General features: G+C 61.4%; 20 protein-coding genes and 3 pseudogenes. 9 read left to right on the top strand and 14 right to left on the bottom strand.

Annotated features, from left to right (window positions below; translation table 11 throughout):
* Window positions 1-401 precede the first annotated feature (401 nt).
* From HCU64_RS24890 to HCU64_RS24880, 3 genes are all read right to left on the bottom strand, one after another.
* Window positions 402-506 (bottom strand): metallophosphoesterase, encoded by a 105-nt coding sequence (locus HCU64_RS24890; RefSeq protein ID WP_233387161.1) that lies wholly within the window; start codon window positions 504-506, stop codon window positions 402-404.
* A gap of 193 nt (window positions 507-699) precedes the next feature.
* Complete coding sequence (locus HCU64_RS24885) at window positions 700-1,332, bottom strand: invasion associated locus B family protein (protein WP_233387159.1); 633 nt, start codon at window positions 1,330-1,332, stop codon at window positions 700-702.
* A gap of 119 nt (window positions 1,333-1,451) precedes the next feature.
* On the bottom strand, window positions 1,452-8,468 hold the full coding sequence (locus tag HCU64_RS24880) for an autotransporter-associated beta strand repeat-containing protein (protein ID WP_233387156.1): 7,017 nt from the start codon (window positions 8,466-8,468) through the stop codon (window positions 1,452-1,454).
* A 708-nt stretch (window positions 8,469-9,176) separates the two neighbouring features.
* On the opposite strand from HCU64_RS24880, the gene HCU64_RS25510 reads away from it, so the two are divergent.
* Window positions 9,177-10,154, top strand: coding sequence for a helix-turn-helix domain-containing protein (locus tag HCU64_RS25510; RefSeq protein WP_233387154.1), 978 nt, complete (start codon window positions 9,177-9,179; stop codon window positions 10,152-10,154).
* Between the two features lie 685 nt (window positions 10,155-10,839).
* On the opposite strand, the gene HCU64_RS24870 is transcribed toward HCU64_RS25510, so the two are convergent.
* From HCU64_RS24870 to HCU64_RS24860, 3 genes are all read right to left on the bottom strand, one after another.
* A complete protein-coding gene (locus HCU64_RS24870; RefSeq protein WP_233387152.1) occupies window positions 10,840-11,346 on the bottom strand; it encodes a DUF3280 domain-containing protein in 507 nt (168 codons plus the stop codon).
* Window positions 11,347-11,556: 210 nt separating this feature from the next.
* Window positions 11,557-11,700, bottom strand: a complete 144-nt coding sequence (locus HCU64_RS24865; RefSeq protein WP_233387150.1) for a hypothetical protein — start codon at window positions 11,698-11,700, stop codon at window positions 11,557-11,559.
* Between the two features lie 5 nt (window positions 11,701-11,705).
* The gene (locus HCU64_RS24860) at window positions 11,706-11,930 is read right to left on the bottom strand and encodes a hypothetical protein (RefSeq protein ID WP_267922706.1); all 225 of its coding nucleotides are present in this window, start codon (window positions 11,928-11,930) and stop codon (window positions 11,706-11,708) included.
* Between the two features lie 321 nt (window positions 11,931-12,251).
* Between HCU64_RS24860 and HCU64_RS24855 the strand changes: the two genes are divergently transcribed.
* Both HCU64_RS24855 and HCU64_RS24850 read left to right on the top strand, forming a co-directional pair.
* Entirely contained in the window at window positions 12,252-12,494 is a 243-nt protein-coding gene (locus HCU64_RS24855; RefSeq protein ID WP_233387146.1) for a DUF6894 family protein, read from the top strand.
* Between the two features lie 868 nt (window positions 12,495-13,362).
* Window positions 13,363-14,730 carry a methyl-accepting chemotaxis protein gene (locus HCU64_RS24850; protein ID WP_233387143.1) on the top strand — a complete coding sequence of 456 codons (1,368 nt, stop codon included), beginning with the start codon at window positions 13,363-13,365 and terminating at the stop codon, window positions 14,728-14,730.
* A 578-nt stretch (window positions 14,731-15,308) separates the two neighbouring features.
* Here the strand turns inward: HCU64_RS24850 and HCU64_RS24845 are convergent.
* A pseudogene (locus HCU64_RS24845) lies at window positions 15,309-15,639 on the bottom strand (SOS response-associated peptidase).
* Here HCU64_RS24845 and HCU64_RS25505 point away from each other — a divergent pair.
* Window positions 15,554-15,730, top strand: coding sequence for a hypothetical protein (locus tag HCU64_RS25505; RefSeq protein ID WP_233387163.1), 177 nt, complete (start codon window positions 15,554-15,556; stop codon window positions 15,728-15,730). The pseudogene HCU64_RS24845 and the gene HCU64_RS25505 overlap by 86 nt on opposite strands.
* Window positions 15,731-16,955: 1,225 nt before the next feature.
* On the opposite strand, the gene HCU64_RS24835 is transcribed toward HCU64_RS25505, so the two are convergent.
* The 3 genes from HCU64_RS24835 to HCU64_RS24825 form a co-directional block, all read right to left on the bottom strand.
* On the bottom strand, window positions 16,956-17,300 hold the full coding sequence (locus tag HCU64_RS24835; RefSeq protein ID WP_233387141.1) for a hypothetical protein: 345 nt from the start codon (window positions 17,298-17,300) through the stop codon (window positions 16,956-16,958).
* A 329-nt stretch (window positions 17,301-17,629) separates the two neighbouring features.
* Window positions 17,630-17,881, bottom strand: coding sequence for a hypothetical protein (locus tag HCU64_RS24830; protein ID WP_233387139.1), 252 nt, complete (start codon window positions 17,879-17,881; stop codon window positions 17,630-17,632).
* A 150-nt stretch (window positions 17,882-18,031) separates the two neighbouring features.
* A complete protein-coding gene (locus HCU64_RS24825; protein WP_233387137.1) occupies window positions 18,032-18,352 on the bottom strand; it encodes a hypothetical protein in 321 nt (106 codons plus the stop codon).
* Window positions 18,353-18,830: 478 nt separating this feature from the next.
* On the opposite strand from HCU64_RS24825, the gene HCU64_RS24820 reads away from it, so the two are divergent.
* The 3 genes from HCU64_RS24820 to HCU64_RS24810 all read left to right on the top strand — a co-directional run bounded on the left by HCU64_RS24820 (window position 18,831) and on the right by HCU64_RS24810 (window position 20,191).
* A complete protein-coding gene (locus HCU64_RS24820) occupies window positions 18,831-19,127 on the top strand; it encodes a hypothetical protein (protein WP_233387135.1) in 297 nt (98 codons plus the stop codon).
* 94 nt (window positions 19,128-19,221) lie between these two features.
* Window positions 19,222-19,419: a hypothetical protein gene (locus HCU64_RS24815; RefSeq protein WP_233387133.1), complete on the top strand. Its 198-nt coding sequence runs from the start codon at window positions 19,222-19,224 to the stop codon at window positions 19,417-19,419.
* Window positions 19,420-19,909: 490 nt separating this feature from the next.
* Window positions 19,910-20,191, top strand: a complete 282-nt coding sequence (locus tag HCU64_RS24810) for a hypothetical protein (RefSeq protein ID WP_233387131.1) — start codon at window positions 19,910-19,912, stop codon at window positions 20,189-20,191.
* 319 nt (window positions 20,192-20,510) lie between these two features.
* Here HCU64_RS24810 and HCU64_RS24805 read toward each other — a convergent pair.
* From HCU64_RS24805 to HCU64_RS24790, 4 genes and pseudogenes are all read right to left on the bottom strand, one after another.
* Window positions 20,511-21,978, bottom strand: a pseudogene (locus tag HCU64_RS24805) (ATPase domain-containing protein).
* Window positions 21,979-23,021: 1,043 nt separating this feature from the next.
* Window positions 23,022-23,159, bottom strand: a complete 138-nt coding sequence (locus HCU64_RS24800; protein ID WP_233387129.1) for a hypothetical protein — start codon at window positions 23,157-23,159, stop codon at window positions 23,022-23,024.
* A 184-nt stretch (window positions 23,160-23,343) separates the two neighbouring features.
* Window positions 23,344-23,715: a hypothetical protein gene (locus tag HCU64_RS24795; RefSeq protein WP_233387128.1), complete on the bottom strand. Its 372-nt coding sequence runs from the start codon at window positions 23,713-23,715 to the stop codon at window positions 23,344-23,346.
* 652 nt (window positions 23,716-24,367) lie between these two features.
* On the bottom strand, window positions 24,368-24,868 hold the full coding sequence (locus tag HCU64_RS24790; RefSeq protein ID WP_233387126.1) for a YciE/YciF ferroxidase family protein: 501 nt from the start codon (window positions 24,866-24,868) through the stop codon (window positions 24,368-24,370).
* Window positions 24,869-25,142: 274 nt separating this feature from the next.
* Here HCU64_RS24790 and HCU64_RS24785 point away from each other — a divergent pair, with 274 nt between their 5' ends.
* Both HCU64_RS24785 and HCU64_RS24780 read left to right on the top strand, forming a co-directional pair.
* Window positions 25,143-25,448 carry a hypothetical protein gene (locus tag HCU64_RS24785; RefSeq protein WP_233387124.1) on the top strand — a complete coding sequence of 102 codons (306 nt, stop codon included), beginning with the start codon at window positions 25,143-25,145 and terminating at the stop codon, window positions 25,446-25,448.
* 98 nt (window positions 25,449-25,546) lie between these two features.
* Window positions 25,547-25,852: pseudogene (locus HCU64_RS24780) on the top strand (PhnA-like protein); the annotation flags it as partial.

Raw genomic sequence — 25,852 nt, 5'->3', positions numbered from 1 at the left:
TCGACGAGGAATCCAGTGGGTACGAGGCTCGACGAGCGAAAGCGATGACGCATGCTGCGGCTCCATCATGGATGTCCGCAACCTCAACGCCCACGGCATCAGCGAGAGTGAGTCAGAGCCAATGTTAAACGCCGTTTGACACCCAGGATCTCGGCCGGCTCGATCCGGTCGCGTGAACGTTGACCGGTTCTTATGCGCCGGTAGTCCACCATGCCATTGCGGCCCTGGGCTGACCGCATCCCGTGGGTCAGGCTGAATGAGCCGAGCCGGAAATCCGTCCAAAGCGTGCCGCCCAGGAAGCGCGTCCCGCCGATGACCAAGGCCGCGTCGAGCAGCAGGTGGATGCCGAGAGTGGCCGCCCGCTCGCGCCCTCGGTTAAGCTGGTCGTGGATCGTGTAGCGCTACTCTCCGCGGTCCCACCAGAAATCATGGTTCCCGGGGACATAGACGACCGGGACGCCGAGCAGGCGCTCGGCGAGCCAGTCCAGTGCCCGTGTCAGAGGCATGTGCACGTCGTCGTCCCTGTCTTCCGGCGGCTTCGCGCCCGACTTGGTCGTTCCGGAATGCGACCTGCATGCTCGGAAACGGACGTAAGCAGCGGACCGCCGATGACCGAAATGGGTGGATTCTTGCCAGTCTGCTTTCGGTCGTGAGTTCCCATGGAGCAGACATTCAAACTTCAAATCACTGAACGCGAGTTTAACCCAGCTCTCTGCCCAGAGCATCGAGGGCTTGTTGCAGTCCTCGCCATGAGAGCGGGATGGCGACGTCCTGGCCGGCTGCGCTCTTGAAGACGATTCGGCCGGGTTCGTTGGTGGTGCGCCAGCGCTTGAGAGCCTCGTCCTTGACTAAGGTGTCGGCGATGCAGGCGCCGGGCAGGCAGCGCCGCCAGGGCAACTCATAGCCGGGCGTATCCTTCTCTTCGGCGAGGATACGCACGCTACTCGGGAAGGCGACGTTCGAGGGCAGCACGACAGTGACCTGCAGCGGTTCGGCAGCTCCGGTTCGGCCGATGGCGATCTGGGCGATGGGCTGGGTCTGTCCCTGGATCTGCATGCTCTGGCCGACTTCGCAGACACGGGCTGGCTTCTCGGGCGTGCCGCCGCGCTGACAGCGCAGCACCCAGTCGCCGAAGCTCGCGGTGGTGGCGCCAGGCTCGGCCGGGACGACCCTGGGCGCGGGTTGAGGGGCCGCCTGCGGAGCGGCCTGTGCCGCAGGCTTGTTCGGCTGGGCATCCACTGGCCAGGTCAGGCCAGCCGCAAGAAGCGCGGCGGTGGTGGGCAGAGCAAGAGCGACCGCGATCGTTCGGGGCGTCGTGGCGAAGCGGAACATGGCGAGCTGGCCTGAAGGGGAGGTACGCAGGGCGGGGAGCGGACGGTCTTGAAAGTCCGCTCTTAGGCTGCGGCCCGCAGGTCTTGGCGATCCCGCGGGCCTTTGTCCGTAGCTGCGTCTCAGAACCGGTAGACGAAGTTGCCCTTCACGCCATGGTCCTGGGCGCGCTGTCCGACCTGGCCGGTATAGCCCACGCCGAGCGTCGTGCTCGGGGCCATCTGCCAGTCGATGCCGGCCTGGGCCACGAGCGCATCGCGGTCGATGGGCAAGCCAGCCGACACGAATTGCTGGCCGCCGGCGAAGGCGAGCAGTGCCGAGGGAACCACGTCACCATAGGCCCGGCGGTAGCCGACCAGCGCGCGCACCATGATCGGCAGGTTGGTCGCGAACACCTCGGAGATCCGCGCTTCCGCCCTCAGGCCGATGGTCGAGGTGCCGAGGTCGTAGTCGCGACCTTGCGCGGTCAGAGCCGAGGCGCCCCCGATCTCGGTGAAGCCGTTGCGGCTGATCCGGATCGCGGCAGCGCCGACGAACGGTTCGACATATGCCGCCGTCGCGCCGATCCGGTAGCCGATCTCGCCGAAGCCTTGGGCGGTGGTGCCGCCGTAACGGGCGCTGGCATTCTCGTTGAAGCCGGCGAAGGCGATGCCGCGGCGCGTGGTCAGGCTGTTGCCGCCATAGGTCGCGCCGAGGCGCAGTTGCAGCGGGCTCTGCGGGCCGCCGAGCGGGCCGCCGGCATAGAGCGCTCCATAGCCGCTCTCGATCGTCCCCGAGGATTGCCGCCCGGTGACGTCGAAATTGGTGAAGCTGTAGCCGCCGGCCGCGCCGAGGCGCCAGTTGTTCTCGACCCGCGCATCGGCCCCGAGCACGAAGCCGGAGGTCTGGCGGGCGAGGCGAGCGGCGTTGCCGTCGCTCGCCGTCGAGCCGAACGAACCGAAGCCCTGGCCCCAGACCGCGATCGGGTTGGGATCGACGAGGAGCGCGGTGACCGGCGTCGGAGCGCTGGCCCGGCCCGGCAGGTCGGCCGTGTAGGCTGCCGGCAAGGTCGTGCCGGGCGCGAAGCGCTGGCCGATGCCGAGCGTGTCGTTGCCGAAGCCCGTCGCATTCCCCCAGCGTAGCCGGTCCAGGATCGCCTCACGCACCAGGAAGGCGTTTTCGAACTGGGTCGTGACTGCGCTCGCATGGATCTCGCCCGAGAGCGCATCGAAGGCTCCCCGCGATTGCGGCGCCGACAGCACGGCGATGGCATCGTAGAGGCGCGCACCAACGCCCGCCGCCTGGGCCGCATTGGCAACAGCCGCCTGGTTGCGGGTCTGCGCCGTCGACGCAAATTGCAGGTCGTTGCGGGCAAGCCGCAGAATGGCGTCATTGGCGTCGTAGGTCAGGAACGGCGTCAGGTAGGCGAAGTTCGAGGTGACCTTCGAGAATTGGCCCGTCACGCCACCGGCCGCACTCAGGATCGTGTAGCTGGTGGTCGGCTTGTAGAGCCCTGCCTGCGCCGTGACCTGGACCGTGCCGCCCTGGATCGTGGCTGTGCCGGTTGCCGTGATCCGGTCCGACTGGCCGAGCGCCGTAGCGTCGACCTGGTAGAGCGACTGGCTCGAGAACAGGATGTTGCCGGTGACGTTCAGCGTGCCGACCGCGCCGGGGCTCGCGCCTGGGGAGACACTCGAGCCGGAGGCGACGGTCAGGGCCCGGGTGCTGCCCGAGCCGGCGAGGAGCGCACCACTGGCCACGCTCACGGACGAGGCGAGGCTGCCCTCGACCGTCAGCGTGCCGGCCTGGACCGTCGTGGCGCCGGTATAGGTGCTGGTGCCGCTCAGCGTCAGATTGCCAGTACCGGTCTTGGTGAACGAGGTGACGGCCGCGCCGTTGGCGATGGCGCCGGCATAGCTCGTCGAGCTGTTGTCGCCGCCTGCCGTCAGGGCGCCGTTGCGGATCACCGCCGCCGTGCTGGTGCCCGAGAGCGAGCCGACCGTGAAGGCCGTGCCGCCGAGATCGACCGTGCCATTATTGGCGAGGCTGGCGACACCGGTCAGGGCGCCGGTCAGGGTCATGCTGGCACCAGCCGCATTCGAGACCGCGCCGTTGATCTGGCCCGAGGCCTGGACGGTGCCCGTATTGGCCAAGCCACCATTGAGGACACCGCTGGTGGCGAGCGTCCCGGCATTGACGAACGGTCCGGTCACCGTGGACCAGGTGCCGGTGTTGGTGATGCTGCCGGAGGCCGTGTTGGTCACGTCGGCGGTGTAGCTGCCGTTGTTGGCGACGCTGCCACTGTTGACGAGGGCATCGATGATGCTGCCGCCCTGGGCCACCGTGATCGAACCGGAATTGTTGATCCCGGCCGGTGCCGTCAGGCTGCCACCCGACGCGACCGTGAGGCTGCCGGCATTGGTCAACAGGCCAGCGAGGCCGTAGGCGCCGCTGCCGGTCACTGCGAGGGTCGCGCCATTGGCATTGGCGAAGGTGCCGTTGCTCGCCACGGCCCCAGAGATGGTCACGCTGCCGGCATTGTTGGCGATGGTGCCGTCGATGCGACCGGCCGAGGCGGTCACCGTGCCGGTATTGGTCAGGCCACCGGCGATGCTGCCGGCGCTCGTGAAGGTCGCCACATTGTTGACCGAGCCCGCCAGACTGCCGCCGGAGGCCAGCGTCAGCGTGCCGCCCGAGATCGTCGTCGCGCCGGTATAGGTGTTGCCACCCGACAGCGTGAAGGTGCCGGTCCCCGTCTTGGTGAGACCGCCCGTGCCCGAGATCACACCGGCATAGCTGGTCGAGGCGTTGCTGCCGCTGGTAGCGAGCGTGCCCGAACCGAGCGTCACGCCACCGGCACCGCTCAGCGAGGCGATCACCTGGTTGAAGCCGTTCAGATCCATCCGGCCGGACGACGCCACCGTCACGGCCGAACCGGACGAGAAGGCGTTCGCCGCGCCCGCCTGCAGCGTGCCGGCCGCGATCGTGGTCGCGTCGGTGTAGGTGTTCGCGCCCGACAGGGTGAGCGTGCCGGTTCCCTGCTTCGTCAGCGCGGTCGCGCCAGAGATCATGCCGGCATAGCCCGACGAGGTATTGTCGCTGCCAGCTGACAGCGTACCCCCACCGGCGATGCTCGCGGCAGCGGTCGAGCCCGCGAGCGAACCGACGCTCAGGTCGTTGCCGGAGAGCGCCAGCGCGCCGTCATTGGTGAAACGGTCGATGCCGGAGAGGCCGCCGACCACGGTGAAGACCGCACCTGCAGTGTTGGCGACGCTGCCGTTGATCTGGCCTTGCGCGTTCACCGTCCCGCTATTGGACACCGCACCATTGACCACGCTGGTCGTGACATCGGTGTTGAAGGTGCCGGCCAGGATCGTCGCGCCGCCATTGATGGTGCCGGTATTGGTCGTGGTGCCGGCCGTGTTGGTCAGACCGCCGGCGATCGTGCCGGAGTTGCTGGCCGTACCCGAATTGGCCAGGCTGCCGGCGACGCTGCCGGCATTGATGAAGGTGGCAGCGTTGGTCACCGACGACGTGATCGATCCGCTGGCGGCAATGGAGAGGGTGCCGCCCGTCACCGTCGTGAGACCCGTATAAGTGTTGGCAGCGGTCAGGGTGAGCGTGCCGCTACCGAATTTCGTCAGCCCGGCCGAGCCCTGAAGCACGTTGCCGATGGTCGTGCCGACACCGCTGTCAGTGGTGATCGAAGCCGCCGTGGCGCCTGTGATCCCGCTGTCGGCGACGAGGTTCAGCGTATCGCCGGACAGCACGTAGCCGTCGGTCCTGAACTGCAGGCCCTCGAAGCTCTGCGCGCCGTTGACCGTCACCGCGCCGCCGGCAGCGCCCCCGAAGACACCGACCTGCGAACGCCATTGGTCGTTGGCGGCCCCGTCCTGCGTCGTCCAATTGGTGCGGGTGGCATCCCACGTTCCCGCGCTGCCATCGACGGCACCGTTGGCGGAGAGATTGCCGCCATCCCAGAACTGGACGAGTTGCCCGTTGCCGGCGAGGAGGATGTTGTACTGCGACGGACCGACGCCGCCATTGGTCACGATCTGCGTCAGGTCGGAGGTAGCCGCCGTGCCACCGTTGGTGACGGTATCGAAGCGACCGGTGGTCGTGCCAGTCACGTCGAACAGCGTATAGTAGCCGCTGGCGATCTGACCGCCCCCTACCGTCCGGAGCGCCAGGGTGCTGCCGTCATTCACCAGCAGGTTGCCGCCGACCTTGATCAGGTCGTTGTTGGCGCCCCCGACCACGCCCGGCGCGCCGAGCTCGAACAGTGAGGTCGAACCGCCGCCTAGCGTATAGTCGCCGCCAACCGTCAGCGTACCCGGCGAGTTGCCGGCCGAGACCGTACCGCCGCCGCCGACAACGACCGAACCGGCAATGGTGCCCGAGCCGTGCAGCGTGCCAGCGGTGTTGACGTAGACGACCGCGCTGTTGCGCACGGTGTCGCCGAAGGTCCCATTGACCGCCAGGGTGCCCGTGACAACGTTGGCTGCGCCGGTGAACTGATTGCCTACGCCGTTTGCGCCGGTAAGCGTGGTCGTGCCGGTGCCCAGTTGGACAAGCGCGCCCGAGCCGGAGATGACGCCTCCGTAGGTGTAGGCGTCGGTCCGAGCTATCATGAGCGTGCCGCCGGTCGTAGCGACGTTGCTGAAGACGGTGCCAGCGTCATCCTGGCCAATCCGGCCAGCATTGCCGGCTCCCGTACCGTCGCCGATTCGGAGCGTGCCACGAGAGATCGTGGTTGCGCCGGTATAGGTGTTGGCGCCGGTGAGCGTCAGCGTGCCCGTGCCAGTCTTGGTCAGGGCGCCGTTGCCGTCGCTGCCGATGGTGCCGCCGTAGGTGTCGGCCGTGCCGTTACGGCCGGTCGTCAGAGTGGCGCCCGCGCTGAACAGGACGCCGGCGCCGCCGCTGCCACTGAGCGATCCAACCTCCAGAGACGTACCGACGACGAACTGGCCACCCGTCTGCGTGACGACCGAGTTCACTGGTGCCGCGGAAGCGCTGTTAAGGCGAAGCTCACCGCCGGTGATGACGAGATTGGTCGAAGTAATCGAGCCCGTACCACTTTGCCCGATGTTAAGGCTTCCACCCTGAATCGTTGTGGAGCCGCTATAGGTATTGGCTCCAGTCAGGAACAGGACTCCGCTCCCGGTTTTGGTGAAGCTGCCGGTGCCAGAAATGACACCACGATACGCGCTACCCGAGTTATCGCTGCCGGCTGTCAACGTGGCCGAGCCGAGGGTTACGCTGGTTCCGGCGTTGCCGCTGAGCGATCCGATCGACTGGTCGTGGTTGTTCAAGTCGAAGGTGCCGCCGTTGACGAAGACGGCGCTCGCGTTGCTGATGACGTTGGCCGCGCCTGCTTGGATCGCGCCAGCCGAAACCGTGGTCGTACCGGTATAGGTGTTGGCTCCCGACAGCGTCAGCGTGCCGGTGCCGATCTTGTTCAGGCCGGTGCTAGCGGCGGCATTCGCGCCGTTCTGAATGACGCCGGAGAAAGTCGACGACTGGTCCAGTCCGCCGGTTGAGAGCGTGGCGGCTACGGTGCCGGAATTGGTCACCGTGCCCGCTCCGCCGAGCGAACCAATCGTCGAATTGAATCCGCCGAGGTCGAGATACGTGTTGGCGCCGACCGTGAACGCGCTGTTGGCGGAGAAGCCCGTGGTCGAGCCGGCCTTGAGCGTGCCGCCGGAGATCGTGGTCGCGCCGGTATAGGTGTTGGCGCCGCTCAGTGCGAAGATACCGCTATCGGCCTTGGTGACCGCCACCGCTCCGGAGATGATGCCGGCGATCGAGCCGACCGCGCCGTTCGTGCCGCCGTCGCCATTGCCTAGAAGCTTCAGGGCGAGGGTGGTTCCATTGCCGGTGGCCGTGATGTTGCCGACGCTGGCCCCTGCGAGCGCACCGGCGTTCTGCAGTGTGACGCTTCCCTGCGTTCCCGACACTGCGTCCTGATAGGGTTGCGCGGTAATTGTGCCGGTCGCGCCGGTGCCGGTGTAAACTGAAACCGCGTTGGCGCCAGACTGGGCGACGATCGCACCCGTGGTCGAGCCCGCAAACAGATTGGCCGTGAACGACCCGTTGCCGAGAGACAAGATCCCGCCCTGGCTGCCGTTAATCGTGCCATAGTTGTTGATGGTGAGGGCCGAGCCGTTGCTCAGCATGCCGTATCCGTAGTTTCCGTCCGATCCGCCCTTGATCAGGCCGGTGGATGCATTGGTGACGGTGACGGACGTCGTTCCACCGCCGACGGCGAGGCCGAAATTCGACCCGGTCGAAATCTCGCCGGCATTGAGTACGGTCGATGCACCGGCTGTGATGCCGACGCCATCGATACCTGTGATGCTGCCCAAGTTCGTCAGAGTTAGCGCGCCGTTTGCGGTGATTCCGCGGCTGTTGCCCTGGATCACACCCGTGGCGGCGTTGGTGATGGAACCGCCGGCATCGAGCAGGATGCCGACTTGGCCGCCTACCGTTATCGTGCTCCCGTTGTAGGATCCCGACGCTATCGTGCCGGCGTTGGAGATCGCACCGGTGGCATTTGCCGCCCGGGCACCGTAATTGCCGATGATCTTGCCGCCGGCTTCGTTGACCAACGTCAGCTTGCCGCCGCCATCGCTGTCCACGCCGTAGCCGGCACCTGACCCCGTTCCGTTCGCCCCGTAGACGATACCGGTGCCGGTATTGGTTACGGTGAGGGTCCCCGAGCCATGCTGGGAAATGCCGTCGTATTGGTCACCCTGGATCAGGCCGGAATTGACGACTGTGAATGCGCCAGCCCCGACATCATTCTGGATGACACCGCTGCCCTCGCCTTCGATCCGGGCTCCGGCGAGGTTGACCACCTTGCCGCCGTTCGAAATCGGATCGATTTCGATGCCGTTACCTTGGTAAACGGTCAGTCCGACCTGATTGGTGAACGTGCCGCCGGTGCTGACGGTAATCGCCCGGACTCCTGCGCCGGGCCCGTTGACCTGGACGGACAGATCGCCAGCGTTGCCGAACGTCACATTGCCGGTGATGTATGGTAATGCGCTGTTGAGGGTGATCGCTTGGCCGATGCTGAAATCGACGGTGCCGCCTGCGCTGTTGGCGTTATTGAGAGCGTCGCGCAGCGAACCGGGTCCACTGTCGTTGGCGTTCGTCACGGAAAAGGTATTGGCAGTCTGAGCAGCGGCCGGATCGCCCGCAATCCCAACTAACAGACTTGCGGCAGCGATTAGGGCTGCTGCCCGGCGCCGGCCAATCCGGGCCGCGGGGCGCACCTTGCGCTGACGCTTCGGCAGAGCCGCTGTCAGGCTCGCTAGGACAGCATTCCACTCTCTAAAGTGGGCAAGCAAGCTGGCCGGTCGCTCCCATCGGCATAGCGAGTTGCGCGAAACGGGAGGTGCTTCCTGAGTTCTTAAAGTGAACCCGACCAGGGCGGTCGATGCGAGCCAAAGCCCACGCAGCCGATTGCGCGCAGCACCGGCAGAACTCGTTACACTCGACACGTCCGGCCCCTTGAGAAGCACAAGCCAGGCGCCGTTCTCCGGTCAGCGGATTGTATTGGGGCGCTCGCTCTCCGAGCCATATGGGGGATCAGATATCGATGCGATGGCCCAGCGTCTCAATTATTTGGCTTGGAGTCTCAGCAGCTTGTGGGCATCTATAAATTGCGTTTATGCAAGAGTATGTTGCATTTTAGACACGCGTATTTCTTGCGTAAGACAGCATCGCACTGGCGGTGGTCACACCGTAGCCAGGATGGATAAGGATCGATTAAGGTAAAGCTTGCCACTAGCCGCGAACTTCGTTGCTCGCATGCCGTTGTTCGATTGAGTTGTTCAAGAATGTCAGCCCGAACTCTGCCTCGCGTGACGTTCGACACGAAGCAGGTGAACAGCGACGATCGGTTCGAAACGTGGCGCGGAATCTTAGGCGTCACGCATGAAATCGGCAGTGATGTCCAGAATTTTCATGCGAGTCTGACGTCGACGAATCTCGGAGCCATGATGGCGAGCGAGATGTCGGCTTCGCCACAATCCGTTGCTCGATCTCCGCAGCGCGTGAAGTCGGATGGGCTCGATCACATCGTGCTTCATCTGACCTCGTCGGACTTCGACGTGGAAATGGGTGACGCACGCTTTCACGTCCCGGCAGGCGCCATAACGGTGAACACCTTGTCGCGCCCGTTTCGGCGGCACGCGGCACCGGAGAGCGGGTCGCTCATTCTCAGCCTCTCGCGTGAGCTCGTCGCAAGCACGCTACCGGACCCGGAAGTGTTCCACGGGACGGTCTTGCGCGGAGGCTTCGGCCACCTCGTTGCTGAGCACATGCGAATGGTCGTTCAATCCGCGCACCTGCTGACGGCATCCGAGGCAGATGGGCTGAGTCGAGCGACCGCACATATCCTCGCCGCCGCCCTAGAGCCGACGCGACATCAAATCGCGAAAGCAAGGGCAGGCCTGGAGACTGCTGCAGTTGTTCGCTGCAAGCGCTATATCGAGCTCAACCTGACTTCGCCCTCTCTGACAACCGAGGCCATCTGCCACAACGTCGGTATCTCGCGTGCGACGCTGTTCCGCCTGTTCAAGGCGGACGGAGGTGTTCATTCCTACATCCAGGCCTACCGGCTCAGGGCTGCACGGCGCACTCTCGCGGCCGCCGAACGCCGCAGCATCACAGATGTTGCCCACCTTTACGGCTTCACGAACATTGCCGCGTTCAGCCGCGCCTTCAAACTGAAATACGGCATCAGTCCCAAGGATGCCGCGGACCATCATCGCTATCGTCATGACGAAGATGAGAATGTCTTCAATTCGATCTTCGATGCGGTGACGAGTCTGAAATAGTGTGAACATATCAATATTTGACAATACGGGTCGTATTTACGATATATTATTTGATTAACACAGTTCTATATCATATCTTTTCTGAACTTTTCAAGATAACGCCGAATGTCTGAATTCTCTGTATCGCGCTATAAATTGGGCAGCTTGGACATAGCCCATCTGGGCCGCCAATCTGTCGGCGCCGATGTCCGCTTCGGAGCAGATGCTCCTCAGGGCAGAACGACCAAAATGGGTCGAAAGCGGCGTGATCGGGACAACGCAGCTCGTCGTTCGGAATGCGAACGAAGCTAAGTCCATTTCCGAAGGAGCAAGAAGCAGTCGCCGAGGAGCCCAAGGGCCGCGGTCGGCGCATGGCTGCTTGAGGCGAGCCTAACAAAATGGCCAGACTTGGCGGACCAGGCTGACCACTTTTTGCTCGCAGCGAGTTGAGGAGATGCTGTCCTGCGCCGCCTACCGTAGGAAAAAGTCGGTGATTGGCGCTCGGAGGTCCTGACAGGGAATCTCCGTGATGCTGTCGACGCCCTCCGCCCACTCAGCCGATGCGCTTTGTCTCGAGCAAACCGATCGTGTCGAGCCGCATCCGCCGCGGCACTGCGCAAACCGCTCGAGGCTACGTTCGACCCATCACTCTGGTTGCTCTGCGTTGGGCAGCCGAAAGATCGGTTAGGCCCCGGCCAAATTTGCGTTACGGCTTCCGTCCGTCTCCGCTTATCGGCATATTGTTCTTCACGAGATATTTCACGCCGTGATCGAATGAGAGATCGTTATCGCCACGTATATCAACACTGTAGGCTTTCTCAGCCCCGCCGTTTTTTAGATCTTTTACATATACGTTGATGTTCAGAATGAGATTTGAAACCTTCTGGACTTCGCCAGTGATCGCAATATCGGCGCCGAGCTTGCGCGCAAAATCATCAGCACATCCGCCGCATTTTCGCAGATCAGAACTATTTTTCACTTCATCCTTGACCGGCTCAATAGCGATGATTTCGTATCGTCCGCTATCCTTCAATTGCTGGCGAAGCAAATCACTGAGAGGGCCAAGCCGAGCGATGTCCGCATCGGTTGGTCCTTGAGCGCCGAGATTGGCCAACTGAAAGTCGAAAACGGCAGCTTTGGGTGACTGGGCGCTAGCTGCTGACGTAGCGAGCAGCAGGCAACATAGTGCTGGGGCCGCATGGCGGAGCTTCATGATCATTCCTTCCCACAGTGTCTGGTAGGTTAACGCCTGATCCATCACTCAGTCGCAGAGCGTCTGCTCTGACAAATCGGCCGTCGGCGAGCGAACCTGCCCGAACCGGCCGATTGCTTCGAAGTCGATCGCCCGAGCGTCGCGTTGCTCACCTGATGCCGGAATTTCAGAGATAGCATTGCAGACGATCGTATGCTGGCCCCTCGGGAGCTACGGCAGTTGGTTCTCGGCCCTGCCGATTTCGTGGGGGCTCCGCGCTTGGTCCTGCATCGGACCGGTGGCCATGAAGAGCGAGCCGATGACGAGCACCCCAAGGAAGATGAACGCGATCAGAGCGAGGAACGGCCGGGGCATATCCACTAAGCCGCTGTCAGCCGTTTTGTGTTGGTTGCGACGTGTTCGCGATATCGAGCAATCACTCTTTCTGGCGAGCCGCCGGCCATCAGTGTGGTGGCAGCTTCCATGCCAGCATGAACCTTTTCGATCACCATGGCCTGCATCTCGGCTCGGCCTTCGCGGCCGCCCCAAGACAGACGAACGATCCGCAGCTCGATCACCTTCTGGGCTTCGAGCGCCAGCATCATCGTGGAGAAGAAAGGATTGTACACGGCATACTCCGAGCTGCGGTAACGCGACAAAGAGTCAACGCAGCCTAAGCCGATAGAGGACACTCAAAACTGAGTGCAACAGTGACGCAGACAAATATTTTATGAACCAAACATAAGTCATATACTGTTTCGCCAAATCATGTCAGCTTGAAGCGCGACGCTGATCCTCAGATAAGCCGCTGATTTTTCTCATATTACACTTTATACAAACGCGCTAATTGAGCTAAGACGGTCGTAAGCATCGAAGGATTGCTTACCAACGTTTGCGGCGCATTTTCGGCGTAGATGGAGATAGTATTGCCTCGTTTTTTCTTCGATGTAACGGACCGCGAATTGATCGTAGACAATTCCGGAGACGAGCTGCCTGATGCAAATGCGGCGCGCATCAAGGCAATCTCGAAACTCAGCGATATAAATAAAGATGTTGTTGGAGACACCGGCAATCGTGAGCTTGTCGTGGTGATTAGAGGCGACAAAGGTCAAGCAATCTACCGCGCGTCTCTATCCTTTAAAGCCGGCTGGGTGAGTGAGCCAACTTAGGCTCCATGCCGGACGAGTTTCGGCATTCGTTGGCGCGAGCAGGAGATAAGTAGCTGTTTGTGCCGATGAGTTCGATCTTCTGTCCCAGCTCGATCCTGCATAACTTAGCTTATGGCCGAAGCCCCGAGCCCCGCTGGTCGGTTGCCTTACCCGTGGTTGGTATCTGGGCAGGCTTGGCCTTCATCGTCTGGGTGATCGGTTGACTTGTGGATTGGTGGTAGAAGGCGGCAGGCCCGACCCTCTATTAGCCGCTGGGAAGACGAGCGCAGCGTAGCCTGGGCGTTTGAAGGATCAATAATCGAACAAGTTCTGTGGAATTCCAATTATATGCTGGGTTAAAGTTGTACATATTTTGCGCGCCTAAATAAAAATTATTTTTATAGCGCTAGATTTCCGGAATTACGTCGATGAATACTTGCGTAAACGTATGAGGCGTTTCACGTCTCATTGGCGGATGCGTCTTCGATAGATCGTGAGAGAGAAATATGTACCAGGATCAACGCCGTAGCGCCGGCCGTGGCGAGACGCGGGTGGCGAAAACCTTGAACCACGCAGATACGACTATTAGAGTATGGGCTGAGGTCGATGCCGAGCTTCGGCAACGCGATGAGAATATTGCGAGCCTGAGAGCTGCTCGGCTGGCGAAGGCTGCTAAGCCCTCGCCAGCCGCCGCTGCGATTGTCGTCGCGGCAGTGGGGATCCAGGCGCTGAGAGATCCGAATAACAAGTCCTGAGCTCGTCGACGCTCGGCATTGTGCCCGGCATCCACCGGAGGCGGGCAGGGATTGGTCTTGCCGACGGACCCAAGGCTTGAATGATAGTTAAGCTTTCGAGGCCATAATCAGGAAACTTAATTCCGGAGCTTTGCATGTTCGGTGTGTTCGCACGGCAGGTATCGACAGCTCATCTGCCTGTCGCGGCGACCGATCGTAAAGCAGAGGATGATCCAAAGCGCCTTCTAGAAGCAATGCAGCGGCTTGCGCGCGCTCAACTTATAATAGCAGCAGACTTGCCAAAAGGCGACATTGGCCAAGCATTGATTGCTATCCAGATGTGTCGCCTCGATAAGGGAAAGTCCAACCGGCTCAAGCTTGCTGCGGTAGCGAAGGAAGCTTCTGAGGCGGCCATCAACGTAGGCTGGACGACATACGACATTGGAGAGATTGCGCAGTCGACACAAACTATAGCAAGTGCTGTCGAAGAGCTGGCGGCTTCTATCGGTGAAGTCTCCGAAACATCTCACTCCGCTGGCCGTAACGCATTCGCTGCCCGAGAAGCGATGTCCGCATGCTGGGACGATGTTCAACAGGCTCAAAAAGCTATGGAAGCGATTGAAGCTCGTACCCACCAAATCGATCAGCGCCTCACCGTACTGCAGCGTGCCATTGCTGACATCGGCGGAATGGCCAACACGATCGCGTCGATATCTGGCCAGACGAACTTGCTCGCGCTGAACGCTACCATTGAAGCCGCTCGTGCCGGAGAGGCAGGGCGCGGCTTCTCCGTCGTGGCCGCAGAAGTAAAGGCGCTGTCGGGACAGACTGCAAAGTCTACCGAGCAGATTCGTGCCGGTCTCGCCACTCTTCAAAGCGAGATGGAGCATATATCCCACGCGGTAGCAGAGAGCCGTGAAGCTGTTGAAAAGGGAAGCCTTATTGTCACTGGCCTCGGTACTCGGGTTGAGAATGCGAGCGCGCAGATTGCGCAAACCAACGACATGAGCCAGAGCCTCGCCGCGACGATAGATCAGCAGCGCGCAGCGACGGCAGAAGTTTCCAGCAGCGTCCAAGGCATCGCGGAAAAGGCTACGAAAACGCGATCCGAGATCGAGAACATTACTAAGCGCCTCGTGAAAGCCGAAGGATTGGCTCAGGCGGCATTGAATAGCGATCAAGATGTATCCGAGAGCGCCGAGCTGACGCGGCTCGCTGCTGATATCGGGTACTGGAAGCGTAACCTAGCAAACGTTCTCGTCGGGGCCGCAAAGCCTACACGCGCCATCGCAGAGATGCGCGGAGGAGCCGCTCAGAAGGCCGTGGACGCCATGATTGCTCGTCCAGACGTCGATCAGGCTGTACGGGACCGTTTCAGCAAGGCTGCCGCGAAGGCGCAATCTGAAGCTGAGCGTATGGTCGACGCGATTTCCGTCGGAAACTGGGACGCCGGAACTCCAGCATATCGAGAAGCTAGCGCAGCGATGAAAGAGATGCTGGAGGTCGCCCAGCATCTCATTTAGCGCATTTGGATTTGACCCCTGGTCGGAGCCAAGGATTCGGCCGTGCTGGCCCCGTTTCTCGCCCAGTCCGAGAAAAATGCGATTTGCGCGCCCAACTCGCGGACAGGCAGGAGCAATGCGTCGAACTGGCCGTCGATGCCGGAGACCCTCAGGGCCGCTTGGGGAGCTAAAGGCCGAATTACTCGAGGTTCACGCCGATAGCGACATCTCGTACGCAAAGGCGAAGATGGCGACAGGTCAAGCACCTTTCGTCCCAATCGCGGGCCAAGGTCCCGTATCGAGAACTCCCCCATCACGCCGACCGAGCGGCCCGCGGATGAGATCGGCGGCCGTGAGTGGCTTCGGAGGCGTCGAATCTCGGCATTCGTCCGCAGCCGGAATGGGCGGGCTGGTCGGCATTGGTCGGCGAGACGAAATCCAGAGGGCCCGTCCACCTCGAATAGCCTTGGCCGCCGCACGTGCTGTCATGGTCGACTCCAACGTCAGGATACGGGCAAGCTAGAGCCCGACCGGTGGCGAACCATTCTTGACAGGGGACAATGTGGTGCTTCGCGGAGGGCCCATTTCGACTGACGTCGTTACGCCGTCTCTTGCTCGATCAGGGTCGGATCGTCGTCGTTGCCGACCTTGTTGACGCGTTTCGAAACGGTGCGTTCCTTCAGAGCGCTGTCTTCGGCCGGCGTTAGGATCTCGGTTCCGGCTGAGCCGTCAAGCCAAGCGTCGATCTGCTTGCCGTCGAGGATCACCGGCATGCGGTCGTGATAGGGCTCCATCCAATCCGATGGCTCTGTGACGACCATCGTGCAGGAAGCCGCTCGCGGAGATGATGCAGCGCCGCTTCTTGAAGGCCTCGCGGAACATGGGCTTCTCGGCCACGGTCTCGGCGCGGGCGTTGAACGTCGCTGGCACGCTCTTCAGCGGCTTCGTGACCTGGGACACGACAGCGCCCGCGACGGTTTTTAGAAAACGCCGCGCGGCCCCTGAAGTCGAGCAGCTATGAGCAATGGAACGCCAGAGCGGGCTGAACCAGCCGATGCGGTGTCGGTTCAGTCGAATACAATAAAATGCCCGCCGCGGCGAACCGGGCGGGCTGAGGCTGTGCCAGCGATGGGGAGGAACTGGCGCCGGGACAACGTTGATCCCGCTGCTCGGTTCAGCCCAGACAAAACAAAGCCCACTACGGGATCGGTCCGCAGCCGGCTTTGAGGCCGAGGCTGTTCAGCAAGGGAGAGTAAAGCCTCAGGACCGATGAACCCAGCGCACCGCGAAATGTTCAGCGCGAAAAACACAATCGATGGGTCGCGCCCGCTTAGTACAATGCACTGAATGCGTGATATCCGCGCACTATCTTGCCGATAGTTTCATTGGCGCTACGTCAGCCAGCTTCGTCACGAAGGAGCACTGACGATGGCCGGCGAACATGATCCCGACAAGCTAAACACACCGAGCGGAGCGCCTCCGACGCCGAGCGCTGGAGGTGATCCAAGTCCGACGTCGGACGCCAATCGCGAAGGTCCATCAGACGATGACTACCGCGTGAAGCATTCGCCGCCGGATGAGGCCGAACGAGTGAATGTTGGCGCTCGAGACGTTCAACCTCCAACGAGTCCTGTCGATGGCTCCGACCTTGAAGGCGCGGACCATGAACCGTTGCACGAACGGCTCGCTAGAAAGGATCGGACGCCAGCCGATGATGGGGGCAGCAGCAGTTTGTCCTAGTAATCCTCTTAAGCATCGGCGGCGATAGGCAGACACAACAGAGCCCGCACCGTGAAACGCCAGAAGGCCGGGCGGGCTCTGCAGCCGGGCTACGTGCTGAAATGAAACGCTCCCGAGCGCGGGAGATGGTTTTTTGCGCGGGTCGGATCAAGCGCAAAAGAAAGGCCGCCACGACGAACCGGGCGAGCTTTGGAAGACACGGCTCGGCCTGATCGGGCTTGGCTCTACCGCGCCACCGCCATGCCTGCCCCCGCTCTGCGTGAATGTCTCCCGCAGGCTGCACAACACAGAAAAGCCCGCACCAGCTTTCGCCGGGCGGGCCAAGTCGCGATCTAAGAGAGGGATGCTGGCGCACCAGCGGCTGGATAACCGATCGCGCGGCCGAATGTTCAGCGGCAAAAAGAAACCCGCCACGGCAAGCCGGGGCGGGTCGGAGGGGTGAACGCGCTTGGGGGCTGGATACGTTCTGAGACGTATACGCGCGAGAACGGCTAAGGTTTCAGCGCTCAATCCCTTTTTCGATTCAACGCGCTGAGGAAGCGCTTCACGCCTTTTTCATCGCCACGCAGATCCTCCGCGACGGGAGCCTCAACCTGGACAGGTTCGTCAACCGACGGGTCCGCGTCGTTCTCTGCGTCAGGTTCACGGGCCAATTCGTGTAGGACTTGCTCAAGGATAGGTGGCCAGGCCTCGCCGCGGTCGTGAAACAGTCTCGCAGCCTTCGCCAAGGCGTGTACCTGCTCGTCGGTGACCCCGCGTCCCATCATATGGGCATGGAGGATTGCGTTGGAGAGCGAGGTCGTGAGATCCGCGACCTTAGCCATTCGGTTTGAGGTTGGCTCGGAGGTCATGGCTGCTTCAAAAATCCCTGAGACGCCAGCACGCGTCCGCAGGTGCCGATTATGGATGTGGAACGATTAATCCTTTGCGCCGCCGGCATCGCCGTCTTCGCCGCGGGGCCAGCTTTCGCTGTCTGCACCGATGCCGACGGGACATACTAAACGCGCCGTCGACAGCGTCTCCGCCAGCGCTCAGCGCTATTCGCAGTGCGTGGCCGGTAGCTCAGGGACCGACAACTGCAGCTTCCCTTTCAAGCAGGTCCGGATCGCGCAGGGCGACTTCGAAGGCGCGGTAGCGAAGCGCCATAGGGAATTCCGGTAGTCTCGGCCTTGGCGCGGGCCTAGGCGTAGGCGCTCTCGACGATAGCCGCGCCGCCGAGCCAGGCCGTCACCGCGTCCAACGACTGGAACGGATGCTCTGCTGCGATGAACGGGCTCGGCCTCCGCTCCGGCGATGAATCGTCCAGAAGCTCCGCAGACCATCCCTTCTTGTGCCCGGAGGGGGTGATCTCCTGCACCACCGAGCCGATGATGCTGCCGTTCAGCAGAAGGTCATAGCTACCAGGGGCGAGTCGGTGCAGTTCGTATGTCATTGCAGCATGTTCCGTGACGCCTCGGATGTAAGATCAGAAGAACATCGCTGCTAGCCCGGGTCGGCCGCGGCCAAACATGGCCGCCCGTCGCGCCTGATCGCGCGCGGCCTTCCCGGGAATGAAGCGGCCGTGTCGCTGACGGCCCCTAACTCAGCGTCGGTTGGTCAGCCCGAACAGCAGAAAGCCTGCCAACGCGGCCAAACCGATGGTCAAACCACGATTGCGATAAACAAAGTCCAGTGCGCCATCGGCGGCCTGGCCAGCATCTAAGACGCGAGCCGGTCTTAGAAGGATCGCCTCGGCCCGCAGACGATTCTCGTCACGCGTGGATATGCTTACTTCAAAGTCGTCGCGGCGCCGCTTGATATCGATACTGTTGCGGGCGAAGCCAGCGCGAGCCAGACGTTTGCAAGCAGATCGCGCTGCTTCGAGGGTCGGAAACGAAGCTGTGATCGAGCTGGTGTCTGACACGCATTCCTCCGCATCTGGAGACGCGAAACTTCTTTCGGCGCTGACAGTTCGACGGACCACGAAAAAGGCCGCCGCGGCATGCCGGGCGGGCCAAGTTCCTGGGAGACCATACCGGCAGGATCGGGGCGGAAGCTGCTGGCATGGCATGCAGCGATGGGATCGCTACGTCTCAATTAATTGCAGCTTCTGGGCTGTCGCACCCCAACGTATGACGTGAATAAAGCCTAAGCGGGCGGCGTTGATATTTGCGAACGGTAATGTCTAAGCACAACAAAGCCCGCCATGAACTAGGAGGATCACGGGCGGGCTCTGAGGCCGGGCGGAGCAGCACTGCAGACACCCGAGCTCGTGCAACCGAGGGCGCGGACAATTGTTCAGCGCAAGGAGCCACTTTACGATTAAGAGACCGAGTACCTGACCGATTGAACCTTCGAACGCCCATTGCGATTGCCGGTCAAAACAAAGCTTTGGAGCATTTATGCCGCAGACCGTCTCAGCCAAGTTCAAGACACGCCGCGACGCCGAGATGGCGGTGGAGCATATCGTGCAGGAACACGGCATCGATCGGAGCGCCGTCACGGTTGGCTCGGCCTCGGATGCCAACACGGCAGGCACAGAGGCAGCGCGTGCCGACCTGGAGGATGGACACCTCAAGTCCGACAACGATGGCAAGCCGGCTCTGGCCGGCAAGGTCAAGGTCTCGGTCCAGATCACCGACCAAGACGCCGAGAAAGTTAGATCCTCGTTCGACTCCTTCGGTGGCGCGCCGTCTTAGCCAGATGGTGCTCCATGGTATCCCCTTGTTTTGGTGCTTTTGACGCCCCACTGGGAGTCTTGGCGGGCCGTCGGGGCACATGTCATAGGGAGGCATGACGACAGAAGTGCCGCACCCCTATTCCATTACCGTCGAACCGCTGACGAAGCCCCAAGGCCATTATGGCTGGGCGCTTCGGAAGCATGGAAAGCTCGCCGAGCGCTCCGACCGAGCATTCCCGAGCGAGAACAAGGCTTTCGAGAACGCCATGAAAGCTGTCGAGCGTGACCAGGGCGGCTTCGGCAGTCAGTAACCTTTCCCATCCTGCGACAGTGTAAGGCGCCCGATCTTTCCGCCATCCGTGTAGTTCGGACCCGCGCTGTCTTTATCTGGTGGTGCTTCGGACAGAGCAATTGACCGTTAGCGGGGCGAGTTTTGCTCCGCCGTCCGTTCGTTCGACGATGTGGTCGGCATAGAGGCGGACACCGCCGTTGCCGCCGCGAACACCGCATCCGTACCTCTGGCAGCAACAGCCGGCGCGACGCTTCACCTCTAATGCCCAGGCTTGGTGCTCGGCCGTCTGAAGCGCTGGATCGACAACGTTCGGCACTTGTCGAGCTGTACGCGTGTCGAGCGTCGAGAGACGGGGGGCTAAGACGGAGAGGCGGTGCGTTTCGCATCGTCCTCTATAGCTGCGTGCGCAACGGCACGGCGCCCGATAGGCACCAAGCTTAGGCGTGCGCCCGGGCACCGACGAGTGAGCGCCGATCATCACGGCCGGGCGCAGGCCCGAGAGGAATCTTATGCTTTGGGCGACACGGGTGTTTGATGCAGACTTCAGCGTTAGCATCGAGGAGCTATTCGCGGAGCAGTCGGCTGCACTCAACCATTCCCGTGAGATGATGCTGTTGCTGATCCAAGAGACACCGATGCACCATCGTTTCTTCGTGGGCGTCCCGGAGCAGAGCCTGCTCGACGTGTACGTTGGCTTCGAGCCTTGCCTCAGACGAGATATCCCGCCCGCTCCGACACTTTTGGCCGGCGACCAGGGTGTCTTCCAGGCGATGTTTCAGTCTGGCGGATAAGGCCTGATCAGCTACCGAGCAGCTCGGCGCCGACGTGTTTAGCGCTTTGCGCGCAACTGCACACAAGTAGCTGAGACAATAGGGTCACCATACCCACGCCTGAACCGTTTGACCTTTCAGGTACGAGGGCGCGGCACCTTGATCTCGACGGTCTCGCCAGTGAGTGGATTGAGGATCAGCATGGGCGGCGCTTTCGCTTGAGGTGTCTGGAGAACGCAGAGCCTCGGTGATGGAGCCCGCTGATCCGAGCAATTGCGCGGATGTGGTCAATGAAGCGTTCACCGTAGCGGTCGAGGCGGCATCAGACCACGCTTTGCGCTCACAACGCCGTCTTCTCGCCCACCAACGTTGGGATGCCGCGCAAGACGCCCTGAAACTCTCGAAGCGGTTCTCCAACCCGCAAACCGCCATTCCTGATGCTGTACTCGCGGATTGTGTCCTCGTGCGGACCCGTGCGCTTCTTCATCACCGAGATCGCCCGACGCATCTGTCCCATCGCTTCGAAATAGCGCAGCAGGATCACCGTGTCGGCGAGGTAGGTCACGTCCACCGGCGCCCTTATGTTGTCGCCGAGAAGCCCGTGCTGGGCCACGGTGACGAAGGTCGCGGCTCCCTGACGGTTCAGGTACTGCAGCAATTCGTGGATGTGGAGGATCAGCGCGCCCCCCTCCGGCATCGCCGCCTGGTAGCCGTTCAGGCTGTCGATCACCACGGTCTTGGCTTGCAGGTCGTCGACCACACTGCGGACCTTGTGCGCGAACTCTCCCGGCGACAACTCGGCCGCGTCGATCTGCTCGATCACCAGCTGGCCGCTCCCGCGCTTCGCTTCAAGGTCGAAGCCCATGACGCGTGTGCGGTCCAACAGCAGGCCGAGTTCCTCGTCGAAGATGAACATCGCGGCCCGCTCGCCACGCGCCACCGCCGCGCAGACGTACTGGATCGAGAACAGGGATTTGCCGGTACCTGCCGGTCCCAGGATCAGAGTGCTCGATCCGGTATGGATGCCACCGCCGAGCAGGGTATCGACCTCGGAAATGCCTGAGGTCAGCGGCACGCGGTCGAACGCGGTCTTGTGCTCCAGGGAGACGAGGCGCGGGAATACCCGGATGCCGCCGGTCGCGATGGTGAAATCGTGGTTGCCCCCCGCGAAAGCGCTGACCGCGATACTTCATCACCCGGAGCCGGCGACGTTCGGCGCCGTAATCGGGAGCCAATTCCTCAAGCCGGATTACCCCGTGGGCAATGCTGTGGACGGCCTTATCACTCGTGTCACTGGTGAGGTCGTCGAGCATCAACACCGTCGCGCCCTGGCGCGCGAAGTAGTGCTTGAGGGCGAGAATCTGGCGCCGATAGCGCAGCGAACCGCCGGCGAGCAGCCGGATCTCCGACAAGCTATCGAGAACGACACGGACAGGCTTGATCGCCTGAACCTTCTCGAAAATCGCCTTGGTGCTCTCGCCGAGTTCCAGGTCCGAGGAATAGAGCAGGCTCTGCTGCTGGTTATCGTCGAGTAGGCTGTCCGCTTGATTGATCTCGAAGATCGCAATCTCGTCACCGAACGCCCAGCCATGGGACACGGCAGTCTCGCGAAGTTCGATCGCGGTTTCGGACAATGAGATGTGCAGACCCCGTTCGCCGAGCCGCGCACCTTCGAACAGGAACTGCATCGCGATCGTGGTCTTGCCGGTGCCTGGATCGCCCTCCAGCAGATAGAGCCGGTTTCGCGTCAGCCCTCCGCCGAGCACCTCATCCAGACCTGAGATGCCAAGCGCGGCTTTTCCTGACAGGTCAACGGATGGGTCATAGCTCACCAGCACTGTCTAACTCAGATCGGAGGCGGTGTGGTGAAGATTCGGCAATCCGTGAGGCTCCCGAGATCGCATGGGCCCTTGCTTCCACTGAAGGAAGGGCTCGATCTAGGGCTCTAGGAACTGACCAACACGCCCCTACCGTTCTCAGTCGTGAGCTGATCCGGTTGCAAGCCCTCTGCCGGCTTGTCTTTTTCCGCCGGCATCCTCGGCGCTTGCTTTTCCGTATTTGCCACCTTCTCACGCTCGGCGTCAGGCTCACGGCCCTCAGGTCGCTTCGGCTCTTTTTCTGGCATTACTTCCTCGTACCGAGTGAAATCTACCGCTGCCCCACTTGCTACAGGAGCCTGCAATGCCCGTCAGGATTGCCCGCGCTCTTTGCGGAACGCGTTGATGAAGCGTGTCAGCCCCTCAACGACAGAGCTGCCGTTGGACCGCGCCGCTGCAGTTTTGCTGCTCTGGCTTGTCGGCTTCCATGCTATCGGCAAGCTATAGCAAAACCTGGGCGAGAATCAGCGGCCAAGGAACATCCTTTCCGTGCAGCAGGCGGGTGGACATTGCGAGAGCCTGCGCCGGATCTCGGAGATGGGGCACTTCATGGTTTGCGCTGAAGGCTATGGGGTCGTTGTCCCTGCAATTCGGCCCCATGTCGGCGCAATGCGACCCGATAGCTTATCGGTGCCGAAGATAGCTGCGAAAGCGCTTATCAATCATCCGTGTCATCGTGCTCTTCTGGTTTTTTGCTGCACTACCATTGCGTTCTCCAACCACTCAGTCACTGCTAGTAGCGACCCGAATTGATGTTCGCTCTTCGTGAACGGGTACGGTCTTCGGACGGTCGAGCTGTCGTCTAGAAGCTCCGCCCGCCATTGCGGACGATGTCTTGGTGGCTGCTGATCACGCACGACACTGCCAACGACCATCGAGTCTAGTAGCAGATCGTAGCTGCCGGCGGCGAGTTGATTGAGGACGTAGGCCAAACGCAGAACCTATGCCTCCGAGTACAATCTGAGTGTGCCCGTTCAACCAAACACCAGCCAATTTGCCAGCACGACAACGACAGCACCGAAAACGGCGAGGCCGAGAAGTGTCACGCTGCTCAATTGATCGACGGTGTTGACGTTCTGGCCGACGTAATGGCTCGGGTGATTGGCGTCCATGCTGATCTCCAGGCGTGATTAGAAGGCCAACACCAAGACGATCTCGAAGGTCCTGCGACATAATAGATGGAAAGTGAGTGCGGGATCGCTCGTCAGACTGAAACTGCGTTGAACCGACGGCACCTTCACAACAAAACGGCAGGGCTTTCGCCCTGCCGTCTGCTACTTAAAGCAGGTTGAAAAATCAGTACGCGGCCCGGCTCCGACCACGCCGGTCCTGATTGACCATCTCGTCTTCCTGCTCCAGGTCGCTGTACCGGGCATCGCGGTCGGCGCGACGCGGAACTATAGATCCGGTGACGATATCATCAGCCGCACCAACCGTTCCTCCGACAACGCCTCCGACGGCTCCAGTCACGCCACCGACGACGTTGCCAACAGTACCAAGCGGGCCGCGCTGCGTCCGAGCCGGATCGAGGTTCGCTCCCCACACGTTGAGAGTTCCGTCGCTGCCGTAGCCTGAGCCACGGTTGTTGAAGTCCTGGGCAAGGCTCGGAGAAGCAGCAGCGCTGATTGCGAGAGCAAGTCCGAAAGCGGTCTTGGAAAAGTTTTTCATAGATAATCCTTAAGTATTTTGGAGGTTCTACCGATACTATATGCATCGGCAGATTTACCTGGTTGCGAAATCACTGGAATGATTATCGTAACTTAAGAACTCGTGCGAAATTGCAGCGGAACAACCCAAATGATACGTCAGGTCGCGGGCGTATAATTCACTACCAAAAATACTAATTAGACTTATTACGCTGCGACACTGAGATGGGATCAGTTAGCTCAATTTGGCCAATGGGTTCCGCTAACCATCTGGAATGGGATCGGCGATGACGCTTTCCACGTATGCGATCAGCGCAGCCTTAGTGGAAGCTAGAGAGCCGGAGCTGGCATGCCCCGTCCTCCCAACTTAGCCCTCGTCTTTTGAAGTGGGATGAGCGGAAAGCAACGCCAGCGCCGGACGTTGCCGATGCCTGGTCACTTACCGTCGAGCTTAAGGCGCGGCACGCCGAAGCCTGAATCGCTCATTGGCACTGTCAGCAGTTTAGCGAAGCTTCTGAGCCATCGGCGCGATAGGGTCCCGAGATAGGTTTGGCATCCGTCGCAGCGGTGGCGTCAACGCGTCAACGATCAGCGTTCAGAAGAACGAAGGCGCCGTCTTTCGTGACGGATAAAAAAGGGCGTCGCAGCGCGACGCCCTTTCTGCATGACCGCTATCAGGCGCCCTTGCTGTCATCGACGTTGATCTTCTGGGCGATCTTCGACAGCAAGGTGTCGGTCTTCTTTTCTTCCTGCAGCGTCTCATCGAGCAGCTTGGCAGCGTCGTTGTAGCCAAGTTGGCTGGCCCAGGTCTTGAGCGTCCCATAGCGGGCGATTTCGTAGTGCTCGACGGCCTGAGCACATGCGGCAAGGACCGCGTCGGCGGCTGGCGTACCGCCGAAGTCCTCAAGATCCTCCTCCATCTCGGAAACGATGCCCTGCATGGCTTCGCAGGTCTTGGCGCGCGCCGGCTTGCCGATGATCTCAAAAACCTGCTGAAGCCTCTCGACCTGGATGGCGCTCTCGTCAGCGTGGGTCTCGAACGCCTGCTTCAGCTCCGCGTGCTGCGCGGCCTTCGCTGACTTTTTCAGCGCTTTCACCGACTGCTTCTCGGCGTAATAGACATCCTTGAGCGTCTCGTAAAAAGCGTCAGGTAGGGTTTTTTCTTTTGTGGCCATAGGGTTCCGCCTCAATTCAATCGGTACACGGTCGTGCTCGAATGTGGCCCACGCCACACCCTCGATGGGGCAAGTACCGCGGCATCGGAACGGTTCATTGCGTGGGACCGGGCGTTATCTGCGGGGACGCCAGTGACGGCCAACAACCCTGTGCCGGCCGCACGGATGGACGTGGAGGAGTCTTAAAACCGACCGCGGGAACCAACCGGTTGCCGGTGGCATTCGCTGCCACACGCGGTTGACGCCAAAGAAACGAACGGGTTGTTGGGCGGATATGGGCGAGCTGATCCGACCGGACTTCGGCCAGGGGCAAGACACAGAAACGGCGGCAAAACACGAGGCGCTGTCGTTCTTCGGACAGGCGGCCGGCTATGCAATCGCGCTGGTTCGCGATGTGGACGAGCGTGGCAACGCGGTGCTGCAGGTCGTCGTGGGACTGGTCGATGGCACCGACGCGCAGGCGGTTGCAACGCTCCCGTCAACGGCGGCCGGCGAAGTCGATGGCACCATGATCGGCACGGCAGTCCTGAAATCGTTCGAACTGATTGAGGCTCACGGCAAGACGCCTCAAACGCAATAAAACGATCACAAGTTTTCTTTGAAAGAACGATTGCACTTGCCCTGGAAACATCCGCTCAGGGAGGCGTTAGCCGCTCACACGTTTGTGAGGGGACCAGTATGGCCGATCTATCCGATACCCACCGGAGTCCGGTAACACCTGCGGAAGATTTGAGAACAATTGCCCTGCATCACATCTCTTGGGGAGCAATTTTTGCCGGTGTCTTTATCGCGCTGATCCTGCAATTGATCCTCAACTTGCTGGGTTTGGGCCTTGGTCTCACCAGCATCAGCGCTACGGACGGCACCAACCCGTCCGCCAGCACGGTCGGCATCGGTGCAGGCCTGTGGTGGGTGATCTCCGGGATCATCGCCGCAGCGGCTGGCGGCTACACCGCCGGTCGCCTGTCCGGTAAGCCAGTCGAG

It is taken from the genome of Methylobacterium sp. C25 (genome assembly GCF_021352225.1).
Lineage (GTDB): Bacteria > Pseudomonadota > Alphaproteobacteria > Rhizobiales > Beijerinckiaceae > Methylobacterium.
The sequence above is the reverse complement of the archived record's forward strand: the minus strand, read 5'-3'. Positions and strand labels throughout refer to the sequence as shown.

Excerpts from the sequence above, each read along its gene's own strand:
- HCU64_RS24890 (WP_233387161.1), bottom strand. The coding sequence starts at position 506 with ATGCCTCTGACACGGGCACTGGACTGGCTCGCCGAGCGCCTGCTCGGC.
- HCU64_RS24885 (WP_233387159.1), bottom strand. The coding sequence starts at position 1,332 with ATGTTCCGCTTCGCCACGACGCCCCGAACGATCGCGGTCGCTCTTGCT.
- HCU64_RS24870 (WP_233387152.1), bottom strand. The coding sequence starts at position 11,346 with ATGAAGCTCCGCCATGCGGCCCCAGCACTATGTTGCCTGCTGCTCGCT.
- HCU64_RS24865 (WP_233387150.1), bottom strand. The coding sequence starts at position 11,700 with ATGCCCCGGCCGTTCCTCGCTCTGATCGCGTTCATCTTCCTTGGGGTG.
- HCU64_RS24860 (WP_267922706.1), bottom strand. The coding sequence starts at position 11,930 with ATGATGCTGGCGCTCGAAGCCCAGAAGGTGATCGAGCTGCGGATCGTT.
- HCU64_RS24850 (WP_233387143.1), top strand. The coding sequence starts at position 13,363 with ATGTTCGGTGTGTTCGCACGGCAGGTATCGACAGCTCATCTGCCTGTC.
- HCU64_RS25505 (WP_233387163.1), top strand. The coding sequence starts at position 15,554 with ATGATGCAGCGCCGCTTCTTGAAGGCCTCGCGGAACATGGGCTTCTCG.
- HCU64_RS24835 (WP_233387141.1), bottom strand. The coding sequence starts at position 17,300 with ATGACCTCCGAGCCAACCTCAAACCGAATGGCTAAGGTCGCGGATCTC.
- HCU64_RS24830 (WP_233387139.1), bottom strand. The coding sequence starts at position 17,881 with ATGACATACGAACTGCACCGACTCGCCCCTGGTAGCTATGACCTTCTG.
- HCU64_RS24820 (WP_233387135.1), top strand. The coding sequence starts at position 18,831 with ATGCCGCAGACCGTCTCAGCCAAGTTCAAGACACGCCGCGACGCCGAG.
- HCU64_RS24815 (WP_233387133.1), top strand. The coding sequence starts at position 19,222 with ATGACGACAGAAGTGCCGCACCCCTATTCCATTACCGTCGAACCGCTG.
- HCU64_RS24810 (WP_233387131.1), top strand. The coding sequence starts at position 19,910 with ATGCTTTGGGCGACACGGGTGTTTGATGCAGACTTCAGCGTTAGCATC.
- HCU64_RS24800 (WP_233387129.1), bottom strand. The coding sequence starts at position 23,159 with ATGGACGCCAATCACCCGAGCCATTACGTCGGCCAGAACGTCAACACC.
- HCU64_RS24795 (WP_233387128.1), bottom strand. The coding sequence starts at position 23,715 with ATGAAAAACTTTTCCAAGACCGCTTTCGGACTTGCTCTCGCAATCAGC.
- HCU64_RS24790 (WP_233387126.1), bottom strand. The coding sequence starts at position 24,868 with ATGGCCACAAAAGAAAAAACCCTACCTGACGCTTTTTACGAGACGCTC.
- HCU64_RS24785 (WP_233387124.1), top strand. The coding sequence starts at position 25,143 with ATGGGCGAGCTGATCCGACCGGACTTCGGCCAGGGGCAAGACACAGAA.